The sequence below is a fragment of the Streptomyces daqingensis genome (genome assembly GCF_014645895.1).
GTDB lineage: Bacteria > Actinomycetota > Actinomycetes > Streptomycetales > Streptomycetaceae > Streptomyces > Streptomyces daqingensis.
Map to the genome: position 1 here is coordinate 268,380 of NZ_BMMP01000003.1, position 22,088 is coordinate 290,467.

Consider the following 22,088-nt stretch of genomic DNA (forward strand, 5'->3'; position numbering starts at 1 on the left):
ACGGCGGACGAGCGCTCCGGCCGTACGCTCCGGGCCGGCGGCCCAGAACGGAGCGAGACGCAGGAGGAGGCCGCAGTGCAGGAGAACCCGTCCAGCCCGGGCGACGTGGAGGAGGCCGGGGACTGGTGGCGTGAAGCCGTCGTCTACCAGGTGTACGTGCCGAGCTTCGCCGACTCCGACGGCGACGGCATGGGAGACCTCCGCGGTGTCAGCGGGCGCATGGACCATCTCGCGGCACTCGGCGTCGACGCGCTGTGGCTGACGCCCTTCTACCCCTCGCCCTGGGCCGACGGCGGTTACGACGTCTCGGACTACCGCGACGTCGATCCGCGCCACGGCACGCTCGACGACTTCCGCGAACTGCTGAACCGCGCCCACGGGCACGGACTGAAGATCATCGTCGACATCGTCCCCAACCACTGCTCCGACCAGCACCCCTGGTTCGCCGAGGCGCTCGCCGCCGCACCCGGCTCCGCCGCCCGCGACCGCTTCCACTTCCGGGACGGCGAGGGCCCCGACGGCAGCGAACCCCCCGCCGACTGGCAGTCCAAGTTCGGCGGCGGAGCCTGGACCCGTACCGCGGACGGCCAGTGGTACATGCACATCTTCGCCGCCGAGCAGCCCGACCTGAACTGGGAGAACCCCGAGGTCGCGGCCGACTTCGAGCGAACCCTGCGGTTCTGGCTCGACCTCGGCGTGGACGGCTTCCGGGTCGACGTCGCCCACGGGCTGCGCAAGGACCTGAACCCCCCGCTGCGGCACACCCGTGGCAACGACGCCGCACCGCTCAACTCCCCGCCCCAGGGCGACGACCACCCCTTCTGGGACCGCGACGAGGTGCACGGGATCTACCGCTCCTGGCGCGAGATCCTCGACACCTACGAGCCGCCCCGTATCGCGGTGGCGGAGGCCGGAGTCAGCGCCACCCGGCTTCCCCTGTACACCAGGCCCGACGAGCTCCACCAGGCGTTCAACTTCTTCCACCTGCGCTGCCCCTGGGACGCCCGCTCCTTCCGCGACGTCATCGACACCTCCCTCGAAGGCGCCCGCTCCGTGGGGACGCTGCCGACCTGGGTCCTCTCCAACCACGACGTCGTACGCCACGTCACCCGCTACGGCCTGCCGAAGGGCACCGACCTGGCCGCCTGGCTGATGTCGGACGGCAGGGAACCCGCGGCAGACCTGGACCTCGGCCGCCGCCGGGCCCGCGCGTCCGCGCTGCTGACCCTGGCGCTGCCCGGCACCGCGTACCTCTACCAGGGCGAGGAGCTGGGCCTGCCGGAGGTGGCGGATCTGCCGGCCGAGGCGCTGCGCGACCCGATGTGGGAGCGTACGGGCCGCACCCTCAAGGGCCGCGACGGCTGCCGCGTACCGCTGCCCTGGCAGGAGGAGGGCCCCTCGTTCGGCTTCGGGCCCGGCGGCGGATGGCTGCCGCAGCCCAAGGGATGGGGCGGGTACTCGGCCGCGTCGCAGTCAGGGGACCCGGAGTCGTTCCTGGAGCTGTACCGCACGGCGCTGCGGCTGCGCGCGGACGTGCGGGGGAGCGGCGGCCTGGAGTGGCTGCCGTCGGAGCAGGACGAACTGGCCTTCCGACGGGGACGGGCGCTGGATTGCCGGGTCAACCTGGGCCGGCGGCCGGTGCCGTTGCCCCCGGGAGCCGACGTCCTGGTGGCCAGCGACGCTCCGGAGCCGGGCGGCCTGCTCGCACCGGACACGGCGGTCTGGCTCAGGCCCTCGCGGTGAATCGCTGCCGAGGAAGGGGGACTTGGCCGGAGGCGGGCCTCGGCGCCGCGCCCGGGAACGGGCCTCCCTCCGTACCGGCGGCCTCATGGGGGTTGAACCCGCCGCGGCGGGAGGTTCTGGCGTGCCGGGCGTGACCGGGCGAGACGACAGGGACGGGCACGGCCGCCGCTGAGCATCGGCGAGACGGCGCGGGCCGCCGGCATCACGGTGCGTGCGCTGCACCGCTACGACGAGGTCGGCCTGCTGGGAGCGAGCGAACGCACGGGGCCGGGGCACCGCCGGTACACCGAGCGGGACCTGCGGCGGCTCTGCAGCGTGCGTGCGCTGCGCTCCCTCGCGCTGTCCCTGGAGGAGATCGCCGGCGTGCTGGGCGGGGACGGCGACGACCTCTCGGCCATGCGCGACCTGCTCGGCGCACAGCTGCGCGCGGTGCGCTCGCAGGCCGCGCGCCTCGTCGAGCTGGAGCAGCAACTGGGCCACCTGCTGCGCCAGTTGGACGAGGACGCGATGCCCGGTCCGGACCTGTTCATGACGACTCTGGAGATGATCTCCGTGTACGAGACCTCATTCACCGAGGAGCAGCGGGACCAGCCGGCCGCGAGGAGGGCCGAACTCGGCCGGTAAGGAGCCGAGACGGCCGAGACCGAATGAGCCGGCCCCGTCGAGGAGTTGTTGCGGCGCATGCGGGACGGCGCCCCCGCCGACGACCCGGAGGTGCAGGAGCCGGCCCGCCGCTGGGACGCGCTCGCCGACCGGTTCCACGCCGCCGGCAGGGCCGGAGAGCAGACGAAGACCGCGTCGCAGCGCGCGTGGGAGGAGAACAGCGAGGAGGCTGGCCGCCGCCTGCCGTGGCCGGCAGAGCGGACGCGGGAGCTGCTGGTCTACCCGGACGAGGCACGGCGCGTCCGGCTGAGAAGCCTGCCGTCTCCGCCCTCCCGGGGGCGGGTACCGCGGGGGACTCGGCGCCGTGCCGCCGCCGGGAGAGCGGCGGCCGCACGGCGCCGAGAGGCCGTCGGGCGCGTCAGGCGGGACGCTGCGCCAGCAGCATGCCGACCCGCTCGCGCACCTCGTCGGTGTCCAGGCCCCGGATCGTGAGGGTCGTGCGGCGCCGCAGCACGTCGTCGACGGTCTCGGCCCACTCGTGGTCGCGAGCGTGGACGACCTGCGCCCAGATCTCCGGCCCGTCCGGATGAATGCGCTCGCCCAGCGCCGGGTCCTCGTTGACCAGACGCGCGATGTCGAATGCCAGCGAGCCGTAATGAGTGGCCAGATGACGCGCCGTCATCGGGTCCATGCGCGGGCCGGGTTCGCGCTCACGGTCGACCAGCAGCCGGTGGGCGACGGCGTTGGGGTTGCTGATGCCGGGCAGCGGCGTGCGCCTGACCAGCTCCCGCACGGGCTCCATGTCCTGCGCGAGCGAACCGCCGGGCAGCTTGGCCAGCTTGTTCATCACCGCGCGCCCGATGTGCCTGTACGTCGTCCACTTGCCGCCGGCGACGGAGAGCATCCCGCCGATGCCCTCGCTCACCACGGTCTCCCGCTTGGCGGCCGTCACGCCGCCGGGCCCGCCCGGCAGCACGCGCAGCCCCGCGAAGGCGTACGTGATCAGGTCGCGGGAGAGGTGCTCGTCCCGTACGGAGAACGCCGCCTCGTCGAGGATCTGATCGATGTCGGCCTCGGTGGCCGACACGTCCGCGGGGTCGCCCTCGTACGCCTCGTCGGTGGTGCCCAGCAGCAGCTGGTCCTCCCAGGGGAGGGCGAAGGTGATGCGGTACTTGTCGATGGGCGTGGCCATGGCGGCCCGCCACGGCGACCTGCGCCGCAGCACCAGATGCGCGCCCTTGGACAGCCGGACGCTCGGCGCGGCGCCCTTGTCCTCCAGCCTGCGCAGGTGGTCCACCCAGGGGCCGGTCGCGTTGAGCACCAGGCGGGCGTCCACCCCGAACTCGCTGCCGTCCGTGCGGTCGCGCAGCTCGGCGCCGGTGACGCGGCCGCAGGTGCGGCGCAGCCCGACGACCTCGGCGTGGTTGAGCACCACGGCACCGGAGTCGACGGCGGCGCGCACCGTCATCACGGCCATGCGGGAGTCGTTCATCTGGTGGTCGCGGTAGAGCGCGACCGCCCTGAGGCCGTCCGTGCGCAGCCCCGGATTGTCCGCGGCGGCACGCGAGGGGGAGATGAGGCGCCCCACGCCGTCGCCGAACGCCGAGAGCGCGCTGTAGGCGAAGACTCCCGCACCCAGCTTCGCCGCACCGTGCGGACCGCCCTTGTAGACGGGCAAGTAGAAGGTGAGCGGGTTGACCAGGTGCGGGGCGACGTCCTTCGCGAGGACACGGCGCTCGAAGTGATTCTCCGCCACCAGCTTCACCGCGCCGGTCTGCAGGTAACGCAGGCCGCCGTGGACCAGCTTGGAGGAGGCGGAGGAGGTGGCGCCGGCGAAGTCGCCGGCGTCCACCATCGCCACCCGCAGACCCGACTGCGCGGCGTGCCATGCCACCGAGGTGCCCAGGATGCCGCCGCCGATCACGAGCAGGTCGTACGTCGCGTTGGCGAGCAGCCCCCTGGTCTCGGCGCGGCTCGGATTGCCGCCGGCAGCCGGGCGCGTCCCGAGGGTGGGGACGCTCTGCAGGGTGTTCATGTCGTTCAGTTCTCCTCTTCGATCCAGCCCATGGTCCGCTGGACGGCCTTGAGCCAGTTCTTGTACTCGCGGTCGCGGTCGGCCGCGTCCATGCTGGGCGTCCACTCGGCCGCCCTCTTCCAGTTGGCGCGCAACTCGTCGGTGTCGGACCAGAATCCGACGGCGAGCCCTGCCGCGTAGGCCGCGCCGAGGCAGGTGGTCTCGGCGACCATCGGACGGACGACGGGTGCGTCGAGGAAGTCCGACATGGTCTGCATGAGCAGGTTGTTGGAGGTCATGCCGCCGTCGACCTTCAGCGCGGTCAGCTCCACGCCGGAGTCCTTCGCCATCGCGTCGACGATCTCGCGGGTCTGCCAGGCGGTCGCCTCCAGCACGGCACGGGCCAGGTGCGCCTTGGTGACGTACCGGGTCAGGCCGGCGATGACGCCGCGGGCGTCGTCCCGCCAGTACGGGGCGAAGAGACCCGAGAAGGCCGGCACGAAGTACGCGCCGCCGTTGTCGTCGACGGAGCTGGCGAGCGTCTCGATCTCGGCCGCGGAGTTGATCAGGCCCATCTGGTCGCGCATCCACTGCACCAGCGAACCGGTGACGGCGATGGCGCCTTCCAGGGCGTAGACGGGGCGCTCGTCGCCGATCTGGTAACCGACCGTCGTCAGCAGCCCGTTGTAGGAGTTGACGGCCTCGTGGCCGGTGTTGAGCAGCAGGAAGGTGCCCGTCCCGTACGTGGACTTCGCCTCGCCCTCGGAGTAGCAGGTCTGCCCGAACAGGGCCGCCTGCTGGTCGCCCAGGGCGGACGCGACGGGGACGCCGGCGAGCGCGCCGGTCGCCTCCCCGTACACCTCGGCGGAGGAGCGGATCTCGGGGAGCACCGACATGGGGACGCCCATGGACTCGCAGATCTTCTCGTCCCAGGCCATGGTCCGCAGGTTCATCAGCATGGTGCGGGACGCGTTGGTCACGTCGGTGACGTGACGGCCGCCGTCGGGACCGCCGGTGAGGTTCCAGATGACCCAGGAGTCCATGGTGCCGAAGAGCAGTTCGCCGCGGTCGGCGCGCTCGCGCAGGCCGTCGACGTTGTCGAGCAGCCAGCGGATCTTCGGGCCCGCGAAGTAGGAGGCCAGCGGCAGGCCGGTCTCGCGGCGGAAGCGGTCCTGGCCCACGTTGCGGCCGAGCTCGCGGCACAGGGCGTCGGTGCGGGTGTCCTGCCAGACCAGAGCGTTGTGCACGGGCTCGCCGGTGGCCTTGTCCCACAGCAGCGTCGTCTCACGCTGGTTGGTGATGCCCAGGGCCTTCACGTCGGCCTTCGTGATGCCGGCCTTGTCCAGGGCGCCGATCACCACTTCCTGGACGTTCGTCCAGATCTCCGAGGCGTCGTGCTCGACCCAGCCGGGCTTCGGGAAGATCTGCTCGTGCTCCTTCTGGTCGACCGAGACGATGCGGCCGTCCTTGTCGAAGACGATGCAGCGGCTGGAGGTGGTGCCCTGGTCGATGGCGGCGATGAAGGGGCCCTCGCCGTGGGAGGAGGCGCCGGTGGACTGGTTGTCGGTGTCGCTCATGTCCTGCTCTCCAAGTTGTTCGGTGGGAAGGGCTCAAGCCCTCTCCGTGGCAGCCGGCCCGCGCGGACGAGGCCGGGCCACGGAGCGGGCGCCGAGCGGAGCGGGCGTGGGGCTCAGGCGAAGGCCAGCTGGTAGACGCCTGCGGCGAGCGCCGCGCCGACGAGGGGGCCGACGACCGGGATCCAGGAGTAGGACCAGTCGGAGCCGCCCTTGTTGGGCAGGGGGAGCAGCGCGTGGACGATGCGGGGGCCGAAGTCGCGGACGGGGTTGATGGCGTACCCCGTCGGGCCGCCGAGCGACAGGCCGATGCCGAGGACGACCAGCGCCACGAGCAGCACCCCGATGCCGGAGAGGCCGACCTTGTCGTTGAGGCCCTGCGTGAGGATCGCGATGATCAGCACGAACGTGCCGATGATCTCCGTCGCCAGGTTCTGCGCGACGTTGCGGATCTCGGGGGAGGTGAAGAAGACGCCGTGCACGGGGCCGGGATTCTCGCCCTTGCGCTCCGACATCGCCGGCTCCTTGAGGTCGGCGTGGAACTGGCCGTAGTACGCCAGCCACACCAGCACGGCGCCGATCATCGCGCCGAGCAGTTCGGAGGCGAAGTAGAGCGGGACGTCGGCCCACTTCGTCGTGCCCTCGATGGCCAGGGCCAGGGTGACCGCCGGGTTCAGGTGTGCGCCGGAGACGCCCGCGGCCACGTAACCGCCGGTCAGAACGGCCATACCCCAGCCGAAGGTGATGACGATCCAGCCGGAGTTGTGCGCCTTCGAGCGCTTGAAGGTCACGGCGGCGCACACGCCGCCACCGAGCAGGATGAGCAAGGCCGTGCCTATGACTTCACCGAAGAAGATGTCGGAGCTGGACACCCGCGACTCCTTTGTCTTGTCCAGATGGGGAGGGCGGGCCGGTCCCGTCCGGTGTTCGACAATGCCGACCGCCGACTGGGCAGTTTTGTCCCTGGTGAGGGTCCCGTCAAGAGGTGTGACTCAGGTCTCTTCGGAGCATCTCCGCGCGGAGGCGGCGAGCCGGCCGCGCGCGGCTCTCCGCACACGCCGCGGGAGCGCGCCCCCGCCCGTGCGGCAGCACGTCTCCGGTGCCTGCGCCGTGCTCAGAACCGCGCGGCCCCCAGGTCCCGAGAGACCGCCCGCGCGCAGTCCCGCACGGCCGCGACCAGCAGTGGACGCAGTTCGGCCTCCCCGCCGGCCCCGCCCCCGGAGCTGCCCGGGCCGGGCGCGGCCGCCGGGCCCGCCCCGCCCGCCGGCCCCCCGACAGGCACCTCCTCGCACAGCCGCTCCACGGCCCCGGTGACGCCTACCGCGCCCACCGGCATCCGCCGCCTGTCCCGGATGGGAGCCGCGATCGAGGCGAGGCCCTCCCACGTCTCCTCGACGTCGGCCGCCCAGCCGCGGGCGCGCGTCAGGTCGAGGACTTCCTCGAACCCGTCGAGGGCGGTGACAGTGCGCTCCGTGAAGCGCTGCCGCTCGCCGTCCACCGCCTCGTTGTGCGCCACCGGGTCGTAGGCGGCAAGGACCTTGCCGAGGGCGGTGCTGTGCAGCGGCTGCATCACGCCGACCTCCAGCACCTGGCGGCTGTTGTCGGGCCGGAAGACGTGGTGCACGATCAGCACGCCCCGCTTGTGCAGGACGCCGAGGTAGACGCTCTCACCGCTGGAACGCGCCAGGTCGTCGGCCCAGACCAGGGCCCGCGAGCGCAGCTCGTGGACGTCGAGGTAGCTGGTGCCCAGCCGGAGCAGTTCCGCGCCGAGCTGGTACTTGCCCGTCGCCCCGTCCTGCTCGACGAAGCCCTCCTGCTGGAGGGTGCGCAGCAGGCCGTGCGCGGTGGCCTTGGGCAGCTCCATGGACGCGGCGATGTCGGAGAGGCCCAGCCGGCGCTCCCCGCCCGCCAGGACGCGCAGCACGGCTGCCGCACGTTCGAGCGACTGGATGGTCCGGGCCATCGGGCACCTCCCTGACCTGCTCTCCGCGAGCCGCTCTAGTACGAGTTCGACAATGCCGAACGGTAGCGCTTGATCCCCTGCGGCGGTAGCCCGGTCTCCGGCGCTCCTCCGTTCGGGGTAACTCCGGGTACACAGGTCCGGTTCCGCCGCTCCGGCCGTCCGCTGTGTGGAATGTCCGACTGCGCTCTTGTGCTCGCCCGATACCCTGATCAGGTGCGCTGTCCTCTCCGGGACGGCCGCATAGCCGACAGCCGTCGCATCCTAGGGAGAACCCTTCATGGCCTCGCCGAGCAGTACGCCCACATCTGCCTTCCCCCGGGCAGCCGCCCTGCGAAAGGCGCTCAAGGAGCGCGTGATCGTCGCTGACGGCGCGATGGGCACGATGATCCAGGCGCAGGACCCCAGCCTCGACGACTTCCAGCAGCTCGAAGGCTGCAACGAGATCCTGAACGTCACACGGCCCGACATCGTCCGCTCGGTCCACGAGGAGTACTTCGCCGCCGGCGTCGACTGCGTCGAGACCAACACCTTCGGCGCCAACCACGCGGCGCTCGGCGAGTACGACATCGTCGAGCGCGTCCACGAGCTGTCCGAGACGGGCGCCCGACTCGCCCGGGACGTCGCCGACGAGTTCGAGGCGGAGGACGGCCGCCCCCGCTGGGTGCTCGGCTCCATGGGCCCCGGCACCAAGCTGCCCACTCTCGGCCACGCCCCGTACGCCACGCTCCGCGACGCCTACCAGCGCAACGCGGAGGGCATGATCGCCGGCGGCGCGGACGCGCTGCTGGTGGAGACCACGCAGGACCTGCTCCAGACGAAGGCCGCCGTCATCGGGGCCCGCCGCGCCATGGACGCGGTCGGCGCGCACGAGCTGCCGCTGATCTGCTCGGTGACGGTCGAGACCACCGGCACGATGCTGCTGGGCTCGGAGATCGGGGCGGCCCTCAACGCCCTCGAACCGCTCGGCATCGACATGATCGGCCTCAACTGCGCCACGGGTCCCGCCGAGATGAGCGAGCACCTGCGCTACCTCGCGCAGCACGCCCAGGTGCCGATCTCCTGCATGCCCAACGCCGGCCTCCCCGTACTCGGCAAGAACGGAGCCCACTACCCGCTGACCCCCGAGGAGCTGTGCGACGCCCACGAGGGCTTCGTCCGCGACTACGGCCTCTCCCTGGTCGGCGGCTGCTGCGGTACGACCCCGGAGCACCTGCGCCGGCTCGTGGAGCGCGTGCGGGGCAAGGAACCGGCCACGCGCACCCCGGCCCCCGAACCCGGCGCCTCGTCGCTGTACCAGCTGGTTCCCTTCCGGCAGGACACCGCGTACCTCGCGATCGGCGAGCGCACGAACGCCAACGGGTCGAAGAAATTCCGCGAGGCCATGCTGGACGCCCGCTGGGACGACTGCGTCGAGATGGCGCGCGACCAGATCCGCGAGGGCGCCCACATGCTCGACCTGTGCGTCGACTACGTGGGCCGTGACGGGGTCGCCGACATGAAGGAGCTGGCGGGGCGCTTCGCCACGTCCTCGACCCTGCCCATCGTCCTGGACTCCACCGAGGTGGACGTCATCAAGGCCGGCCTGGAGAAGCTCGGCGGCCGGGCGGTGATCAACTCCGTCAACTACGAGGATGGCGACGGGCCCGAGTCCCGCTTCGCCCGCGTCTCCGCGCTGGCCAGGGAGCACGGCGCCGCCCTGATGGCCCTGACCATCGACGAGGAGGGCCAGGCCCGCACGGCCGAGCACAAGGTCGCCATTGCCGAACGGATCATCGAGGACCTCACCACCAACTGGAACATCCCCGAGTCGAGCATCCTCATCGACTGCCTGACGTTCACCATCTGCACCGGGCAGGAGGAGTCCCGCAAGGACGGCATCAACACCATCGAGGCCATCCGGGAGCTCAAGCGGCGCCACCCGGACGTGCAGACGACACTCGGCCTGTCCAACATCTCCTTCGGGCTCAACCCGGCGGCGCGGATCGTCCTCAACTCCGTCTTCCTCGACGAGTGCGTGAAGGCCGGCCTGGACTCCGCGATCGTGCACGCCAGCAAGATCCTCCCGATCGCGCGGCTCGAGGAGGAGCAGGTCAACACGGCCCTGGACCTCATCTACGACCGCCGCCGCGAGGGCTACGACCCGCTGCAGCACCTGCTGGAGCTCTTCGAGGGCGTCGACACCAAGGCGATGAAGGCCGGCAAGGCCGAGGAACTGGCCGCCCTGCCCCTGGACGAGCGGTTGCAGCGGCGCATCATCGACGGCGAGCGCAACGGCCTGGAGGCCGACCTCGACGAGGCGCTGCAGGAGCGTCCCGCGCTGGACATCGTCAACGACACGCTGCTCGCGGGCATGAAGGTGGTCGGCGAGCTCTTCGGCTCCGGCCAGATGCAGCTGCCGTTCGTGCTCCAGTCGGCGGAGGTGATGAAGACCGCCGTCGCCCATCTCGAGCCGCACATGGAGAAGTCCGACGACGACGGCAAGGGCACGATCGTGCTGGCCACCGTCCGCGGCGACGTGCACGACATCGGCAAGAACCTCGTCGACATCATCCTCTCCAACAACGGCTACAACGTCGTCAACCTGGGCATCAAGCAGCCCGTCAGCGCGATCCTCGACGCCGCCGAGGAGAACAAGGCCGACGTCATCGGCATGTCCGGCCTCCTGGTGAAGTCCACGGTGATCATGAAAGAGAACCTGGAGGAGCTGAACCAGCGCAAGATGTCCGCCGACTTCCCCGTCATCCTCGGCGGTGCGGCCCTGACTCGCGCCTACGTGGAGCAGGACCTGCACGAGATCTACGAGGGCGAAGTCCGCTACGCACGCGACGCGTTCGAAGGCCTGCGGCTGATGGACGCCCTCATCGGCATCAAGCGCGGCGTCCCCGGTGCGGAGCTGCCGCCGCTGAAGCAGCGGCGCGTGCCGAAGCGGCCCTCGTCCGAGGAGGGCCAGGTGCCGGAGGCCGAGGTCAACGACGGCTCCGTGCGCTCCGACGTCGCCACCGACAACCCGCTGCCGTCCCCGCCGTTCTGGGGGAGCCGCGTCGTGAAGGGCATCGGCCTCAAGGACTACGCGTCCTGGATCGACGAGGGCGCCCTCTTCAAGGGCCAGTGGGGGCTGAAGGAGTCCCGCAAGGGCGACGGCCCCAGCTATGAGGAGCTGGTCGAGTCAGAGGGGCGTCCCCGGCTGCGGGGCCTGCTGGAGAAGCTGCACACCGAGAACCTGCTCGAGGCGGCCGTCGTCTACGGCTACTACCCCTGCGTCTCCAAGGGCGACGACCTGATCCTGCTGAACGAGGACGGCAGCGAGCGCACCCGCTTCACCTTCCCCCGCCAGCGGCGTGGGCGGCGGCTGTGCTTGGCGGACTTCTTCCGCCCCGAGGACTCCGGCGAGCAGGACGTCGTCGGGCTCCAGGTCGTCACCGTGGGATCCAAGATCGGCGAGAAGACGGCGGAGCTGTTCGCCTCCGACGCCTACCGGGACTACCTGGAGCTGCACGGCCTCTCCGTACAGCTCGCCGAGGCCCTGGCGGAGTACTGGCACGCCCGGGTCCGCTCCGAGCTGGGATACGCGGGGGAGGACCCGGAGGCGATGACGGACATGTTCGACCTGAAGTACCGCGGGGCGCGCTTCTCCCTCGGCTACGGGGCCTGCCCGAACCTCGAGGACAGGGCGAAGATCGCCGATCTGCTGCAGCCGGAGCGCATCGGGGTGGAGCTCTCCGAGGAGTTCCAGCTGCACCCCGAGCAGTCCACGGACGCCATCGTCATTCACCACCCGGAGGCCAAGTACTTCAACGCCCGATAACGGGTATGAGCGAACCATCGTAGAATGGTCGGTCCGGTAGAGGCCGGTCGTCCGCTCCCCTGAGCGGCCGACCGGCCTTGTTGTCCCTTACGGAGGTGTATGCGGATGACCAGTTCCACCCCCGCGCTCGGCACTCTGACGGCCGAAGGCTCGTCCCTGCAGGCAGTGCTCCTCGACATGGACGGCACCCTTGTCGACACGGAGGACTTCTGGTGGGACGCCGAGAGTGAGGCATTCGCGGAACTGGGACACGTCCTGAAGGACGAGTGGCGGCAGGTCGTGGTCGGCGGCCCCATGACCCGCAGCGCCGGCTTCCTCATCGAAGCCACGGAGGCCGACATCACGGTGGATGAGCTGACCGTGCTGCTCAACGCCAAGTTCACCGAGCGGCTCCGGCGCGGCGTGCCCCTCGCACCCGGGGCCCGGCGGCTCCTCACGGAGCTGCGCCTGCACGGCGTCCCGACGGCGCTGGTCTCCGCGTCGCACCGCGAGATCGTCGACGAGATGCTCAAGTCCCTGGGGGCGGAGCACTTCGACGTGACCATCGCCGGGGACGAGCTGTCGCGCACCAAGCCGCACCCCGACCCGTATCTGACGGCCGCGAGGCGGCTGGGCGCCGATCCGGCCCGTTGCGCCGTCATCGAGGACACGGTGACCGGAGTGGCCGCGGGGGAGGCCGCGGGGTGCCAAGTGGTCGCCGTGCCGTCCGTGTCGCCGATCGAGGCCGCCGAGGGACGCACTGTCGTGAAGTCCCTAGAGGAAGTGAATCTGGCTTTTCTGCGGTCGCTCGTCATGGTGCCCCACTAGGCGTTATTCGCCGACTGCCAACTTTTCAGCGGTGATTCGCGAACGGGCCCCCTTGACGCGGCGCGTAGGGGACAGTGGCATACATCACGCACCGTTCGCCGCCGCCGGTTTCGGTGTGCGGCATGTCCCCTGAAGTGCGACGCAAATGCCGCTGTGTCCACATTGACCGACTGTTCGGACAGTTCGTTTCGGCTGTCCGTGCAATGGATCGGAGGTGATCCCCACGGGCCCCGAGTCCGTTGGCAGAACGTGCCTTGAGGATTTCTTTCTGTCGATGTTTCAGCTTTCCCTCCCGGCCTTCCGCCGCGTGGAGAATCCGGCCGGAGGAGAGGACCGCCGTTCATGATCCGCAAAACCATCGCGCTGCCCGCGGCAGCCGCTCTTCTGACGTCCCTGCTCGCCGGCTGCGGCGTGGAGCCCGCTGACGGGGAGGGGATCATCGTGGGTACGACGGATTCCTTCGCAGTCACCGACTCCACCCCGGCGCCCTTCGACCCGGCGGCCTCCTACGACGTCAGTGCGTGGAACGTCATGCGCAACACGTTCCAGACGCTGCTGCGAATACCCCGCTCCGGCACCCGCCCCGTGACCGACGCGGCCGAGCGCTGCGGCTTCGTCGACAAGCAGAACGTTCACTACACCTGCACGCTGCGCAAGGGGCTGACCTTCTCGAACGGGCACAAGCTCGACGCCCGCGACGTCGAGTACTCGGTGAGACGGATGCTGAACATCCGTTACGCCAACGGCCCCGTCTCGCTGCTCAGCGGCATCAAGAAGGTCAAGGCCACCAGCGCCCGCGAGATCGAGTTCCGGCTGAAGAAGTCGGACGCGACCTTCCCGTACAAGCTCGCCACCCCGGCCGCGGCCATCGTCGACAGCGAGACGTACCCCGACGACGGCTTCATCAAGAGCTTCAAGATCACGGGATCGGGCCCCTACCTGCTGGAGAGCCTCGACGACAAGGCGGGCAAGGCGGTCTTCACGCGCAACCCGGACTACAAGGGCGGGCTCAAGATCCGCAACGAGCGGATCGAACTGCGCTTCTACCCGAGCTCCAAGGCTATGGAGAAGGCGCTCCGCGACGGCGACATCGATCTGATGAACCGTACGATCTCGCCGAAGCAGGTGGCCGATCTGGAGGCGGCCGGCGACGACCGCGTCGACCTGGTCGAGCAGCCCGGCCAGGAGATCCGCTACCTCGTCTTCAACACCGAGGACGAGACGATGGGCCGGCGTTCGGTGCGGCGGGCGATGGCGGAGGTCATCGACCGCAAGGAACTCGTACGGGACGTCTACTCGCGTACCGCCGAACCGCTTTACTCGCTGGTCCCCTCCGGCGTCACGGGCCACCGCAACTCCTTCTTCAACGAGTACGGCGAGCCGGAGAAGGACGCCGCCCGCGAGATCCTGGAAGAGGCGGGCGTCGAGATCCCGGTGAAGCTGGAACTCGCCTACACCACGGACCACTACGGCAGCGTCACCGAGAAGGAGTTCGACAACCTCGAGAAGCAGCTGGACGACAGCGGGCTCTTCAAGGTGAAGACGAAGGGCGTGCCCTGGGCGAAGTACCGCTCCGCGGCGCTGGAGGGCAAGTACGAGGTCTACGGCTACGGCTGGTTCCCCGACTTCCCGGACGCCGACAACTACATCGCCCCGTTCTTCGAGAAGAACAACTTCCTCGGCAGCACCTACACGAACCCGGAGATCCGCGATGAGCTGATTCCGCTGACGCGCCGCGTCGCCGACCGGGTCCGTACCGCCGACGGCTTCGGACGCGCGCAGGACATCGTGGCCGAAGAGGTGCCGGTACTGCCGCTGTGGCAGGGCAAGCAGTTCATCGCCGCACGGGACGGCATCACGGGCGTGGAGTGGGCGCTCAACTCCTCCTCCGTGCTGCAGCTGTGGGAACTGGGCCGTAACACGGACGCGGACTGAGCCTTCGTCAGCGGGATCCCCAGGGGCCGAGAGACCCCGAGGGGCTCCCAGGGGCTGAGGAGCAGTCAGACGGCCTCGTCCGTCCCGGCGGTCACGTGCCGGGACGGACGAGGCCGCTCTCGTACGCGTAGACGGCGGCCTGCACGCGGTCGCGGAGCCCCAGCTTCGTCAGCACGTGGCCGACGTGCGTCTTCACCGTCGTCTCGGAGACGAACAGGTCGGCGGCGATCTCCGAGTTCGACAGGCCGCGTGCCACCAGCTTCAGCACCTCCACCTCACGGTCCGTCAGCTGGTTGAGGGCGTCGGGCACCGGCTCCTCGCCGGAGGGGAGCTTCCCCGCGTACTTGTCCAGCAGGCGGCGGGTGATGCTGGGGGCCAGCATGGCCTCGCCGTCGGCGACCACCCGGATCGCCTGCACCAGTTCGGCAGCGGGAGCGTCCTTCAGCAGGAAGCCGCTGGCGCCGGCGCGCAGGGCCTCCACCACGTACTCGTCGAGGTCGAAGGTGGTCAGCACCAGCACCTTCGCGGGGCCGTCCTTCGCGGGGCCTGTGATGCGGCGGGTCGCCTCGACGCCGTCCATCCTCGGCATGCGGATGTCCATCAGCACCACGTCCGGCTGCAGCGCCCGCACCTGGTCCAGGGCCTGGAGGCCGTCGCCCGCCTCGCCGACGACGGCGATGTCCTGCTCCGCCTCGAGGATCATCCGGAAGCCGGTGCGCAGCAGCGGCTGATCGTCTACCAGCAGAACGCGGACAGCCACGGAATCTCCTTCGGCAAGCGGCAGGTCATGTGGCCCCATTCTCGCTCAAGCCTGCGCGGGCGACTCCTGGGACCCTTCGGTGCGCGGCTCGGGCAGCCGGGGCTGGACGGTGAGCGGGTAGGGCGGGGGAGAGCCCCCGAACTCCGGGCAGTGCGCCTGGTGGTCGCACCAGCCGCACAGCTTGCCCCGCCTGGGCCGCCAGTCACCCGTCTCCGTCGCACGGGTGATGGCCTCCCACAGGGCGAGCAGCTTGCGCTCGACACGCAGCAGGTCGTTCTCGTCCGGGTCGTACGTCAGCACGTCGCCGCTGCCGAGGAAGACGAGCTGCAGGCGCCTGGGCACCACGCCGCGCAGCCGCCACACCACCAGCGCGTAGAACTTCATCTGGAACAGCGGCCCGTCGGCGAACTGCGGAGGCGGCGCCTTGCCCGTCTTGTAGTCGACGATCCGCACCTCCCCGGTGGGAGCGACGTCGACGCGGTCGATGATGCCGCGCAGCCGCAGCCCGGAGTCGAGCTTCGTCTCGACGAACAGCTCGCGCTCCGCCGGTTCCAGACGGGTCGGATCCTCCAGCGAGAACCACCGCTCGACCAGCGCTTCCGCCTCGGCGAGCCACAGGGCGAGCTGCTCCCCGTCGAGCGGGATCTCCTCGTCCTCTCCCTCCTCGGAGGCGGCGCCGTCCGCTCCGCTGCCCTCCGGGGTGAACAGCTGCCGCAGCTCGGGGCGTTTGGCCAGCAGCCGCTCCCACTCGCCCGCGACCAGGGACCGGGCCCGCCGCACGTCGCGGTGCTCGGCCGGCGCGTCGAAGAGCCGCTCCAGCACCGCGTGGACGACGGTTCCCCGTGTGGCCGCGGCTGAAGGTTTCTCAGGCAGTTTGTCGATCACCCGGAAGCGGTAGAGCAGCGGGCACTGCATGAAGTCGCTGGCGCGGGAAGGTGAAAGGGAGTTGGGCGGCGAGGCGACTCGGGTCTTCATGGGGTACGACCCTAGGGCCCCGCACCGACAGCGGACGCATACCATCGAGGACGACGCACCGCACTGCACGATCATGGGACCGGCAGCGCTGCGGAGTGCGAGGAAGCGGCAGAGGGGAACCCGTGGCGGACACGGACAACGGCGGCGGACCGCACGACGGCTCCGGCGGACCGGAAAGGGAGGGAGCGGACATGGACCGTGCCCCCGACCGTCCCGGCAGCCGGACGCACCCCGAAGGACAGCCGGAGCGCGGCGCGACGCCGGAGCCTCAGCGGGACCCCGCCGACGGCAGCACCGGCGCTTCCCCCGGCGATGCCCCCGCAGCCGGCGGCCCCGAACCCGGTGACTCCCGGCCCGGCGGCCCCCCTGCCGGCGCTGAGAAGGACGCGCGGGACGCGCAGGGCCCTCAGAGCCCGGAGCAGGCCCCCGGCCAGGACGCCACGGCGCCGGAGCGCGGCGCAGGCACCGGGAACGCGCCTCCGCCCCCCGTGAGCCCGCGCCCGGAGACCGACGGCACGCAGCGCCCCACCCCCCTCGCCACAGACAAGGCCCGGCGCAACGGCCCCTTCGGCGGCGGCATCCTGATGGGCCGTCCCTTCGGCGTCCCCGTCTACGTGGCGCCGAGCTGGTTCCTCGTCGCGGCGCTCATCACGTGGGTCTTCGGAGGCCAGCTCGACCGCGTCCTGCCTGAGCTGGGCGCCCTGCGCTACCTCATCGCGCTCTTCTTCGCGGTGGCCTTCTACGCCTCGGTCCTCGTGCACGAACTCGCCCACACCGTCGTGGCACTCCGCTTCAAGCTGCCCGTCCGCCGCATCCAGCTCCAGTTCTTCGGTGGCGTCTCCGAGATCGAGAAGGAGGCCGAGAACCCCGGACGCGAGTTCTGGCTCGCGTTCGTCGGCCCGCTGCTCTCCCTGGTGCTGGCGGCGCTCTTCTACGGCGGGATGCAGGTCGTGGAGCCCGGCACCGTCCCCGGCGTGCTGCTGGCCGGCCTGATGGTCTCCAACCTCATCGTGGCGGCCTTCAATCTGCTCCCCGGGCTGCCGCTGGACGGCGGACGCATGCTGCGCGCGCTGGTGTGGAAGCTCAGCGGACGCCCCATGACCGGAACCGTCTTCGCCGCCTGGACGGGCCGCGCCCTCGCCATCGCCGTGCTGATCGGCCTGCCGCTGGCCACGTACGCGGGCGGCTTCACGCAGCAGAGCATCGGCGGCGTCGACTCCGTCATGGACGCGCTGCTCGCCGCCATCCTCGCGGCGATCATCTGGACCGGCGCCGGCAACAGCCTCCGCATGGCGCGGCTGCGCGAACACCTTCCGGACCTGCGGGCCCGCGCGCTCACCCGGCGTGCCGTCCCCGTGACGGCCGACACCCCTCTCTCCGAGGCGCTGCGCCGCGCGAACGAGGCCGGAGCGCGGGCCCTCGTCGTCGTCGACGCCCTGGGCGCTCCGCTGTCCCTCGTACGGGAGGCCGCCATCGCCGGGGTCCCCGAGCACCGCCGCCCCTGGGTGGCCGTCTCGACACTCGCGCAGGAGCTGAAGGACGGCATGCGCGTCCCCGCGGAGCTGGCCGGCGAGGAGCTGCTGGAGTACCTGCGGGCCACCCCCGCCACCGAGTACCTGGTCGTCGAGGAGACCGGCGAGATCTACGGGGTCCTCGCCACCGGCGACGTCGAGCGGGCCTTCGTCGCGGCCATGGCGAAGCCCTCGGCGTGAACCCCGCAGGACACACCCGTTAGTCTGTGCGCATGTCCGAACCGACCGGTGCCGCCCGCCGTCGCGGGCCCTTCAAGGTCGGGGACCAGGTCCAGCTCACCGATCCCAAAGGACGCCACTACACGTTCACGCTCGAAGAGGGCAAGAGCTTCCACACCCACAAGGGAGCCTTCCCCCACGACGAGCTGATCGGCGCCCCCGAGGGCAGTGTCGTCCGTACCACGGGAAACGTCGCCTATCTCGCGCTGCGCCCCCTGCTCCCCGACTACGTCCTGTCCATGCCGCGCGGAGCCGCCGTCGTCTATCCCAAGGACGCCGGCCAAGTCCTCGCGATGGCCGACATCTTCCCCGGGGCGCGCATCGTCGAAGCCGGTGTCGGCTCCGGCTCCCTGAGCACCTTCCTGCTGCGCGCCATCGGCGACCAGGGCATGCTGCACAGCTACGAGCGCCGCGCCGACTTCGCCGAGATCGCGAAGCAGAACGTCGAGCGCTACTTCGGCGAGCCGCACCCCGCCTGGACGCTCACCGTCGGAGACCTCCAGGACCACCTCTCGGACACCGAGGTCGACCGCGTCATCCTCGACATGCTCGCCCCCTGGGAGTGCCTGGAGGCGGTCTCCAAGGCGCTCGTCCCCGGCGGCATCGTCTGCTGCTACGTCGCTACCACGACGCAGCTTGCGCGCATGGTCGAATCCATCCGCGAGCACGGCACGTTCAACGAGCCGCAGGCCTGGGAGACCATGGTCCGCAACTGGCACGTCGAGGGTCTCGCCGTACGCCCCGACCACCGCATGATCGGCCACACGGGCTTCCTGCTCACCGCCCGCCGCCTCGCCGACGGCGTGGAGCCGCCGCTGCGCCGCCGCCGCCCCTCCAAGGGCGCCTACGGCGAGGACTACACAGGTCCCGGCAGCACCTCCGGCGGCGCGAAGAAGGACTCCGGCGGCTCCTCGCCCGCGAGCTGAGCCGCCGGCACGGACACCTGGACGCCCTGCCCGCGGTTTGCGAACACGGGGGCGGGGCACGGGTGTTGACGCACAGCCAGAAACGCCGCGCCAAAGTGCGGACCCGGCCGTTCCGATGCGGTGTGACCTGTGGCACGATGCTGGGCATCCCCCGGCACACACTTCACAGGAGTCACCCGGCGTGACGGAACTGCCGCACACCCGTACCCGCATGGTGCACTGGCTGAGCACGGCTGTGGCCCTCGCCGCTGTCGTCGGCGCTTCGTCGTTCATCCAGCCCGCCGGCGCCAGCGCCCAGGCCCCGCTCACGACCAAGGCGGCCGGCCCCGCCCCTGATCCGGAGGCGGCGCGCTATCCCGTCGACTGCGGAAGAGGCCCCGGAGTCAAGGTCGATGTCGTGGACCAGGGTTCGGCGGACTTCGACGGGGACGGACAGAGCGAGACGGTCGCCTCCGTCCGCTGCCACTCGGGCACCGGCACGCCGCCCAACGCGCTGTACGTACTGGCCGCGGCGGCCGAACCGGATGCTCCGCCGCGCATAGTGGCCACGATGCTGCGCACCAAGGAGCGCATGACGGTCCAGGACCTGAAGGTCCGCGGCACCACCGTCTCCGCGAAGCTCCTCGGCTACTCGTCACCGTCCGTGCCCAGCTGCTGCCCCGACAAGCAGCGGAAGGTGAAGTGGGAGTGGAAGGACGGGAAGTTCGCCCTCAGGGCAGCGCCCGCCCCCGGAGCTCCGGAGAGCGTCTGAGAGCAACGAACCGGTGACGCCAGCCCTCTTCGGATGACTCCGAGTACCCGGTTCGTTACTCCGCGGAGTCGTCGGCGTCGGGCCCGTAGACCTCAACGCTGTCCGAAACCCTGCGTACATGGATGCAGTCGCCGGGGCACTCCTTGGCGGAGTCCACGACGTCGTTGAGGAGCGGAAGAGGCACCGGCGTCGTGGCGCCCTTCTCCTGAAGCAGCTCGTCCTGGGCGTCTTTCACGTAGGCCAAGCCGTCGATGTCCAGCTCGAACACCTCTGGTGCGTACTGCGCGCAGATGCCGTCGCCGGTGCACAGGTCCTGGTCGATCCAGACCTCGAGTGCGTCGTTCCCGGTGCTCATCCTGTCGCCTGCCGTTCCTGCGGTCGTAAGGGAAGCTGCCGCCCATCAAGGGCTGTTGACCACCTCGACCCTACAACCGGCTGCTTCCGGATGATGATGGGTGGGTATCCCCCCTGTGGTGAGGGAGCGCGCAAGGGTGAAGATCAGACACACCGCGAGAGTCTTTCTGATCTAGGGTTTCAACCCGTACCGGTACAGGTAGGGTCAGGAAGCGTCCAGCTCCCCCTGGAGGAGGTGAGGACCGTGGCAGCCCACGACGACGACATCAACCGCGGCATCCGGCCCGGTCGGGGTTCCGAAGACCCCTCCGGCCAGGTCGCGTATCTCGAGCAGGAAATCGCCGTCCTGCGCCGCAAGCTCGCCGACTCTCCGCGGCACACTCGCATTCTTGAGGAGCGGATCGTCGAGCTGCAGACCAACCTGGCAGGCGTCTCGGCACAGAACGAGCGGCTCTCCAACACTCTCCGTGAGGCGCGCGATCAGATCGTGGCGCTCAAGGAAGAGGTGGACCGTCTCGCACAGCCGCCCGCCGGCTTCGGTGTCTTCCTGCACGCCAACGACGACGGCACGGCGGACATCTTCACCGGCGGCCGCAAGCTCCGCGTGAACGTCAGCCCCAGCGTCGAACTCGAAGAGCTCCGGCGCGGCCAGGAAGTGATGCTCAACGAAGCGCTCAACGTGGTCGACGCGATGAAGTTCGAGAGCGCCGGCGACATCGTGACGCTCAAGGAGGTCCTCGAGGACGGCGAGCGCGCCCTGGTCGTCGGCCACACCGACGAGGAGCGCGTGGTGCGCCTCGCGGAGCCGCTGCTCGAGGCGACGCTCCGTGCCGGTGACGCGCTGCTGCTGGAGCCGCGCTCCGGTTACGTCTTCGAGGTCGTTCCCAAGAGCGAGGTCGAGGAACTCGTCCTCGAAGAGGTCCCGGACATCGACTACGCCAAGATCGGCGGTCTGCGCGGGCAGATCGAGCAGATCCGCGACGCGGTCGAGCTCCCGTACCTGCACCCCGACCTCTTCAAGGAGCACGAACTCCGGCCGCCCAAGGGCGTCCTGCTCTACGGCCCGCCCGGCTGCGGCAAGACGCTGATCGCCAAGGCCGTCGCCAACTCGCTGGCGAAGAAGGTCGCGGAAGTCACCGGGAAGCCCCAGGGTAAGAGCTACTTCCTCAACATCAAGGGCCCCGAGCTGCTCAACAAGTACGTGGGCGAGACCGAGCGGCACATCCGTCTGGTCTTCCAGCGGGCCAGGGAGAAGGCGAGCGAGGGCACCCCCGTCATCGTCTTCTTCGACGAGATGGACTCCCTCTTCCGCACCCGTGGCTCGGGTGTCAGCTCGGACGTCGAGAACACGATCGTCCCGCAGCTGCTCTCCGAGATCGACGGTGTGGAGGGCCTGGAGAACGTCATCGTCATCGGCGCCTCGAACCGCGAGGACATGATCGACCCGGCGATCCTGCGTCCCGGCCGTCTCGACGTGAAGATCAAGATCGAGCGTCCCGACGCCGAGGCCGCGAAGGACATCTTCTCGAAGTACCTGACCGCGAACCTTCCGCTGCACGCGGACGACGTGGCCGAGCACGGCGGAAATTCGAACGCCGCAGTCGACGCCATGATCCAGTCCGTCGTGGAGCAGATGTACGCGGAGTCGGAGGAGAACCGCTTCCTGGAGGTCACGTACGCCAACGGAGACAAGGAAGTCCTCTACTTCAAGGACTTCAACTCCGGCGCCATGATCGAGAACATCGTCGGCCGTGCGAAGAAGATGGCGATCAAGGCCTATCTCGACCAGAACCAGAAGGGTCTGCGCGTCGCCCATCTGCTCGCCGCCTGCGTCGACGAGTTCAAGGAGAACGAGGACCTTCCCAACACCACCAACCCCGACGACTGGGCCCGCATCTCCGGCAAGAAGGGCGAGCGGATCGTCTACATCCGTACGCTCGTCACCGGAAAGCAGGGCGCGGACACGGGCCGATCCATCGACACCGTGGCCAATACCGGTCAGTACTTGTAAGCAGACAGCGATCCGGCTGCGGACGCCCCGGGTGGACCCCCGCCGAGAGCAGGGGGGGGCGGGGGCGGCCGTGGCCGGATCGTTTTGAGCAGACTGAGGAAGTCCGCTGAGTGATG

14 protein-coding genes and 3 pseudogenes are annotated in these 22,088 nt (G+C 70.2%); 9 read left to right on the forward strand and 8 right to left on the reverse strand.

The features are described 5' to 3' along the window. Positions 1-75 precede the first annotated feature (75 nt). Together IEY56_RS06220 and IEY56_RS29195 are read left to right on the forward strand one after the other, a co-directional pair. On the forward strand, positions 76-1,743 hold the full coding sequence (locus tag IEY56_RS06220) for a glycoside hydrolase family 13 protein (RefSeq protein WP_229711653.1): 1,668 nt from the start codon (positions 76-78) through the stop codon (positions 1,741-1,743). Positions 1,744-1,911: 168 nt separating this feature from the next. Continuing rightward, a pseudogene (locus IEY56_RS29195) lies at positions 1,912-2,652 on the forward strand (MerR family transcriptional regulator); the annotation flags it as partial. A 112-nt stretch (positions 2,653-2,764) separates the two neighbouring features. Here the strand turns inward: IEY56_RS29195 and IEY56_RS06230 are convergent. The 5 genes and pseudogenes from IEY56_RS06230 to IEY56_RS06245 all read right to left on the reverse strand — a co-directional run. Next, positions 2,765-4,381 (reverse strand): glycerol-3-phosphate dehydrogenase/oxidase, encoded by a 1,617-nt coding sequence (locus IEY56_RS06230; RefSeq protein WP_189036059.1) that lies wholly within the window; start codon positions 4,379-4,381, stop codon positions 2,765-2,767. A 5-nt stretch (positions 4,382-4,386) separates the two neighbouring features. Then, positions 4,387-5,937: a glycerol kinase GlpK gene (glpK, locus tag IEY56_RS06235; protein WP_189036060.1), complete on the reverse strand. Its 1,551-nt coding sequence runs from the start codon at positions 5,935-5,937 to the stop codon at positions 4,387-4,389. Between the two features lie 113 nt (positions 5,938-6,050). Continuing rightward, positions 6,051-6,806, reverse strand: coding sequence for an MIP/aquaporin family protein (locus IEY56_RS06240; RefSeq protein ID WP_189036061.1), 756 nt, complete (start codon positions 6,804-6,806; stop codon positions 6,051-6,053). Between the two features lie 242 nt (positions 6,807-7,048). After that, positions 7,049-7,132 (reverse strand): annotated as a pseudogene (locus IEY56_RS29045) (IclR family transcriptional regulator); the annotation flags it as partial. Between the two features lie 93 nt (positions 7,133-7,225). Then, a pseudogene (locus IEY56_RS06245) lies at positions 7,226-7,897 on the reverse strand (IclR family transcriptional regulator); the annotation flags it as partial. Positions 7,898-8,174: 277 nt separating this feature from the next. On the opposite strand from IEY56_RS06245, the gene metH reads away from it, so the two are divergent. The 3 genes from metH (at position 8,175) to IEY56_RS06260 (ending at position 14,444) form a co-directional block, all read left to right on the forward strand. Beyond that, positions 8,175-11,702, forward strand: coding sequence for a methionine synthase (metH, locus tag IEY56_RS06250; RefSeq protein ID WP_189036063.1), 3,528 nt, complete (start codon positions 8,175-8,177; stop codon positions 11,700-11,702). A gap of 105 nt (positions 11,703-11,807) precedes the next feature. Then, positions 11,808-12,509 (forward strand): HAD family hydrolase, encoded by a 702-nt coding sequence (locus IEY56_RS06255; protein WP_189036064.1) that lies wholly within the window; start codon positions 11,808-11,810, stop codon positions 12,507-12,509. A gap of 342 nt (positions 12,510-12,851) precedes the next feature. Next, positions 12,852-14,444 (forward strand): ABC transporter substrate-binding protein, encoded by a 1,593-nt coding sequence (locus IEY56_RS06260; RefSeq protein ID WP_189036065.1) that lies wholly within the window; start codon positions 12,852-12,854, stop codon positions 14,442-14,444. Between the two features lie 91 nt (positions 14,445-14,535). On the opposite strand, the gene IEY56_RS06265 is transcribed toward IEY56_RS06260, so the two are convergent. Further along, positions 14,536-15,204: a response regulator gene (locus IEY56_RS06265; protein ID WP_045865498.1), complete on the reverse strand. Its 669-nt coding sequence runs from the start codon at positions 15,202-15,204 to the stop codon at positions 14,536-14,538. 45 nt (positions 15,205-15,249) lie between these two features. Continuing rightward, complete coding sequence (locus tag IEY56_RS06270; protein ID WP_189036066.1) at positions 15,250-16,179, reverse strand: RecB family exonuclease; 930 nt, start codon at positions 16,177-16,179, stop codon at positions 15,250-15,252. Positions 16,180-16,301: 122 nt separating this feature from the next. Here IEY56_RS06270 and IEY56_RS06275 point away from each other — a divergent pair, with 122 nt between their 5' ends. The 3 genes from IEY56_RS06275 to IEY56_RS06285 all read left to right on the forward strand — a co-directional run bounded on the left by IEY56_RS06275 (position 16,302) and on the right by IEY56_RS06285 (position 19,607). Then, on the forward strand, positions 16,302-17,891 hold the full coding sequence (locus tag IEY56_RS06275; protein ID WP_189036067.1) for a site-2 protease family protein: 1,590 nt from the start codon (positions 16,302-16,304) through the stop codon (positions 17,889-17,891). A gap of 32 nt (positions 17,892-17,923) precedes the next feature. Beyond that, the gene (locus IEY56_RS06280) at positions 17,924-18,856 is read left to right on the forward strand and encodes a tRNA (adenine-N1)-methyltransferase (RefSeq protein WP_189036068.1); all 933 of its coding nucleotides are present in this window, start codon (positions 17,924-17,926) and stop codon (positions 18,854-18,856) included. Between the two features lie 181 nt (positions 18,857-19,037). After that, positions 19,038-19,607, forward strand: a complete 570-nt coding sequence (locus IEY56_RS06285) for a hypothetical protein (RefSeq protein ID WP_189036069.1) — start codon at positions 19,038-19,040, stop codon at positions 19,605-19,607. Between the two features lie 55 nt (positions 19,608-19,662). Here IEY56_RS06285 and IEY56_RS06290 read toward each other — a convergent pair whose 3' ends face one another. Next, positions 19,663-19,962, reverse strand: coding sequence for a ferredoxin (locus tag IEY56_RS06290; RefSeq protein ID WP_189036070.1), 300 nt, complete (start codon positions 19,960-19,962; stop codon positions 19,663-19,665). Between the two features lie 243 nt (positions 19,963-20,205). Here IEY56_RS06290 and arc point away from each other — a divergent pair, with 243 nt between their 5' ends. Further along, positions 20,206-21,972 carry a proteasome ATPase gene (gene arc, locus IEY56_RS06295; protein ID WP_189036071.1) on the forward strand — a complete coding sequence of 589 codons (1,767 nt, stop codon included), beginning with the start codon at positions 20,206-20,208 and terminating at the stop codon, positions 21,970-21,972. Positions 21,973-22,088 lie beyond the last annotated feature (116 nt).

What these genes read in the sequence shown, in the direction of transcription:
- IEY56_RS06280 (WP_189036068.1), top strand. Translation starts at nt 17,924, where the DNA reads ATGTCCGAACCGACCGGTGCCGCCCGCCGTCGCGGGCCCTTCAAGGTC.
- metH (WP_189036063.1), top strand. Translation starts at nt 8,175, where the DNA reads ATGGCCTCGCCGAGCAGTACGCCCACATCTGCCTTCCCCCGGGCAGCC.
- IEY56_RS06230 (WP_189036059.1), bottom strand. Translation starts at nt 4,381, where the DNA reads ATGAACACCCTGCAGAGCGTCCCCACCCTCGGGACGCGCCCGGCTGCC.
- IEY56_RS06290 (WP_189036070.1), bottom strand. Translation starts at nt 19,962, where the DNA reads ATGAGCACCGGGAACGACGCACTCGAGGTCTGGATCGACCAGGACCTG.
- IEY56_RS06270 (WP_189036066.1), bottom strand. Translation starts at nt 16,179, where the DNA reads ATGAAGACCCGAGTCGCCTCGCCGCCCAACTCCCTTTCACCTTCCCGC.
- IEY56_RS06260 (WP_189036065.1), top strand. Translation starts at nt 12,852, where the DNA reads ATGATCCGCAAAACCATCGCGCTGCCCGCGGCAGCCGCTCTTCTGACG.
- glpK (WP_189036060.1), bottom strand. Translation starts at nt 5,937, where the DNA reads ATGAGCGACACCGACAACCAGTCCACCGGCGCCTCCTCCCACGGCGAG.
- IEY56_RS06255 (WP_189036064.1), top strand. Translation starts at nt 11,808, where the DNA reads ATGACCAGTTCCACCCCCGCGCTCGGCACTCTGACGGCCGAAGGCTCG.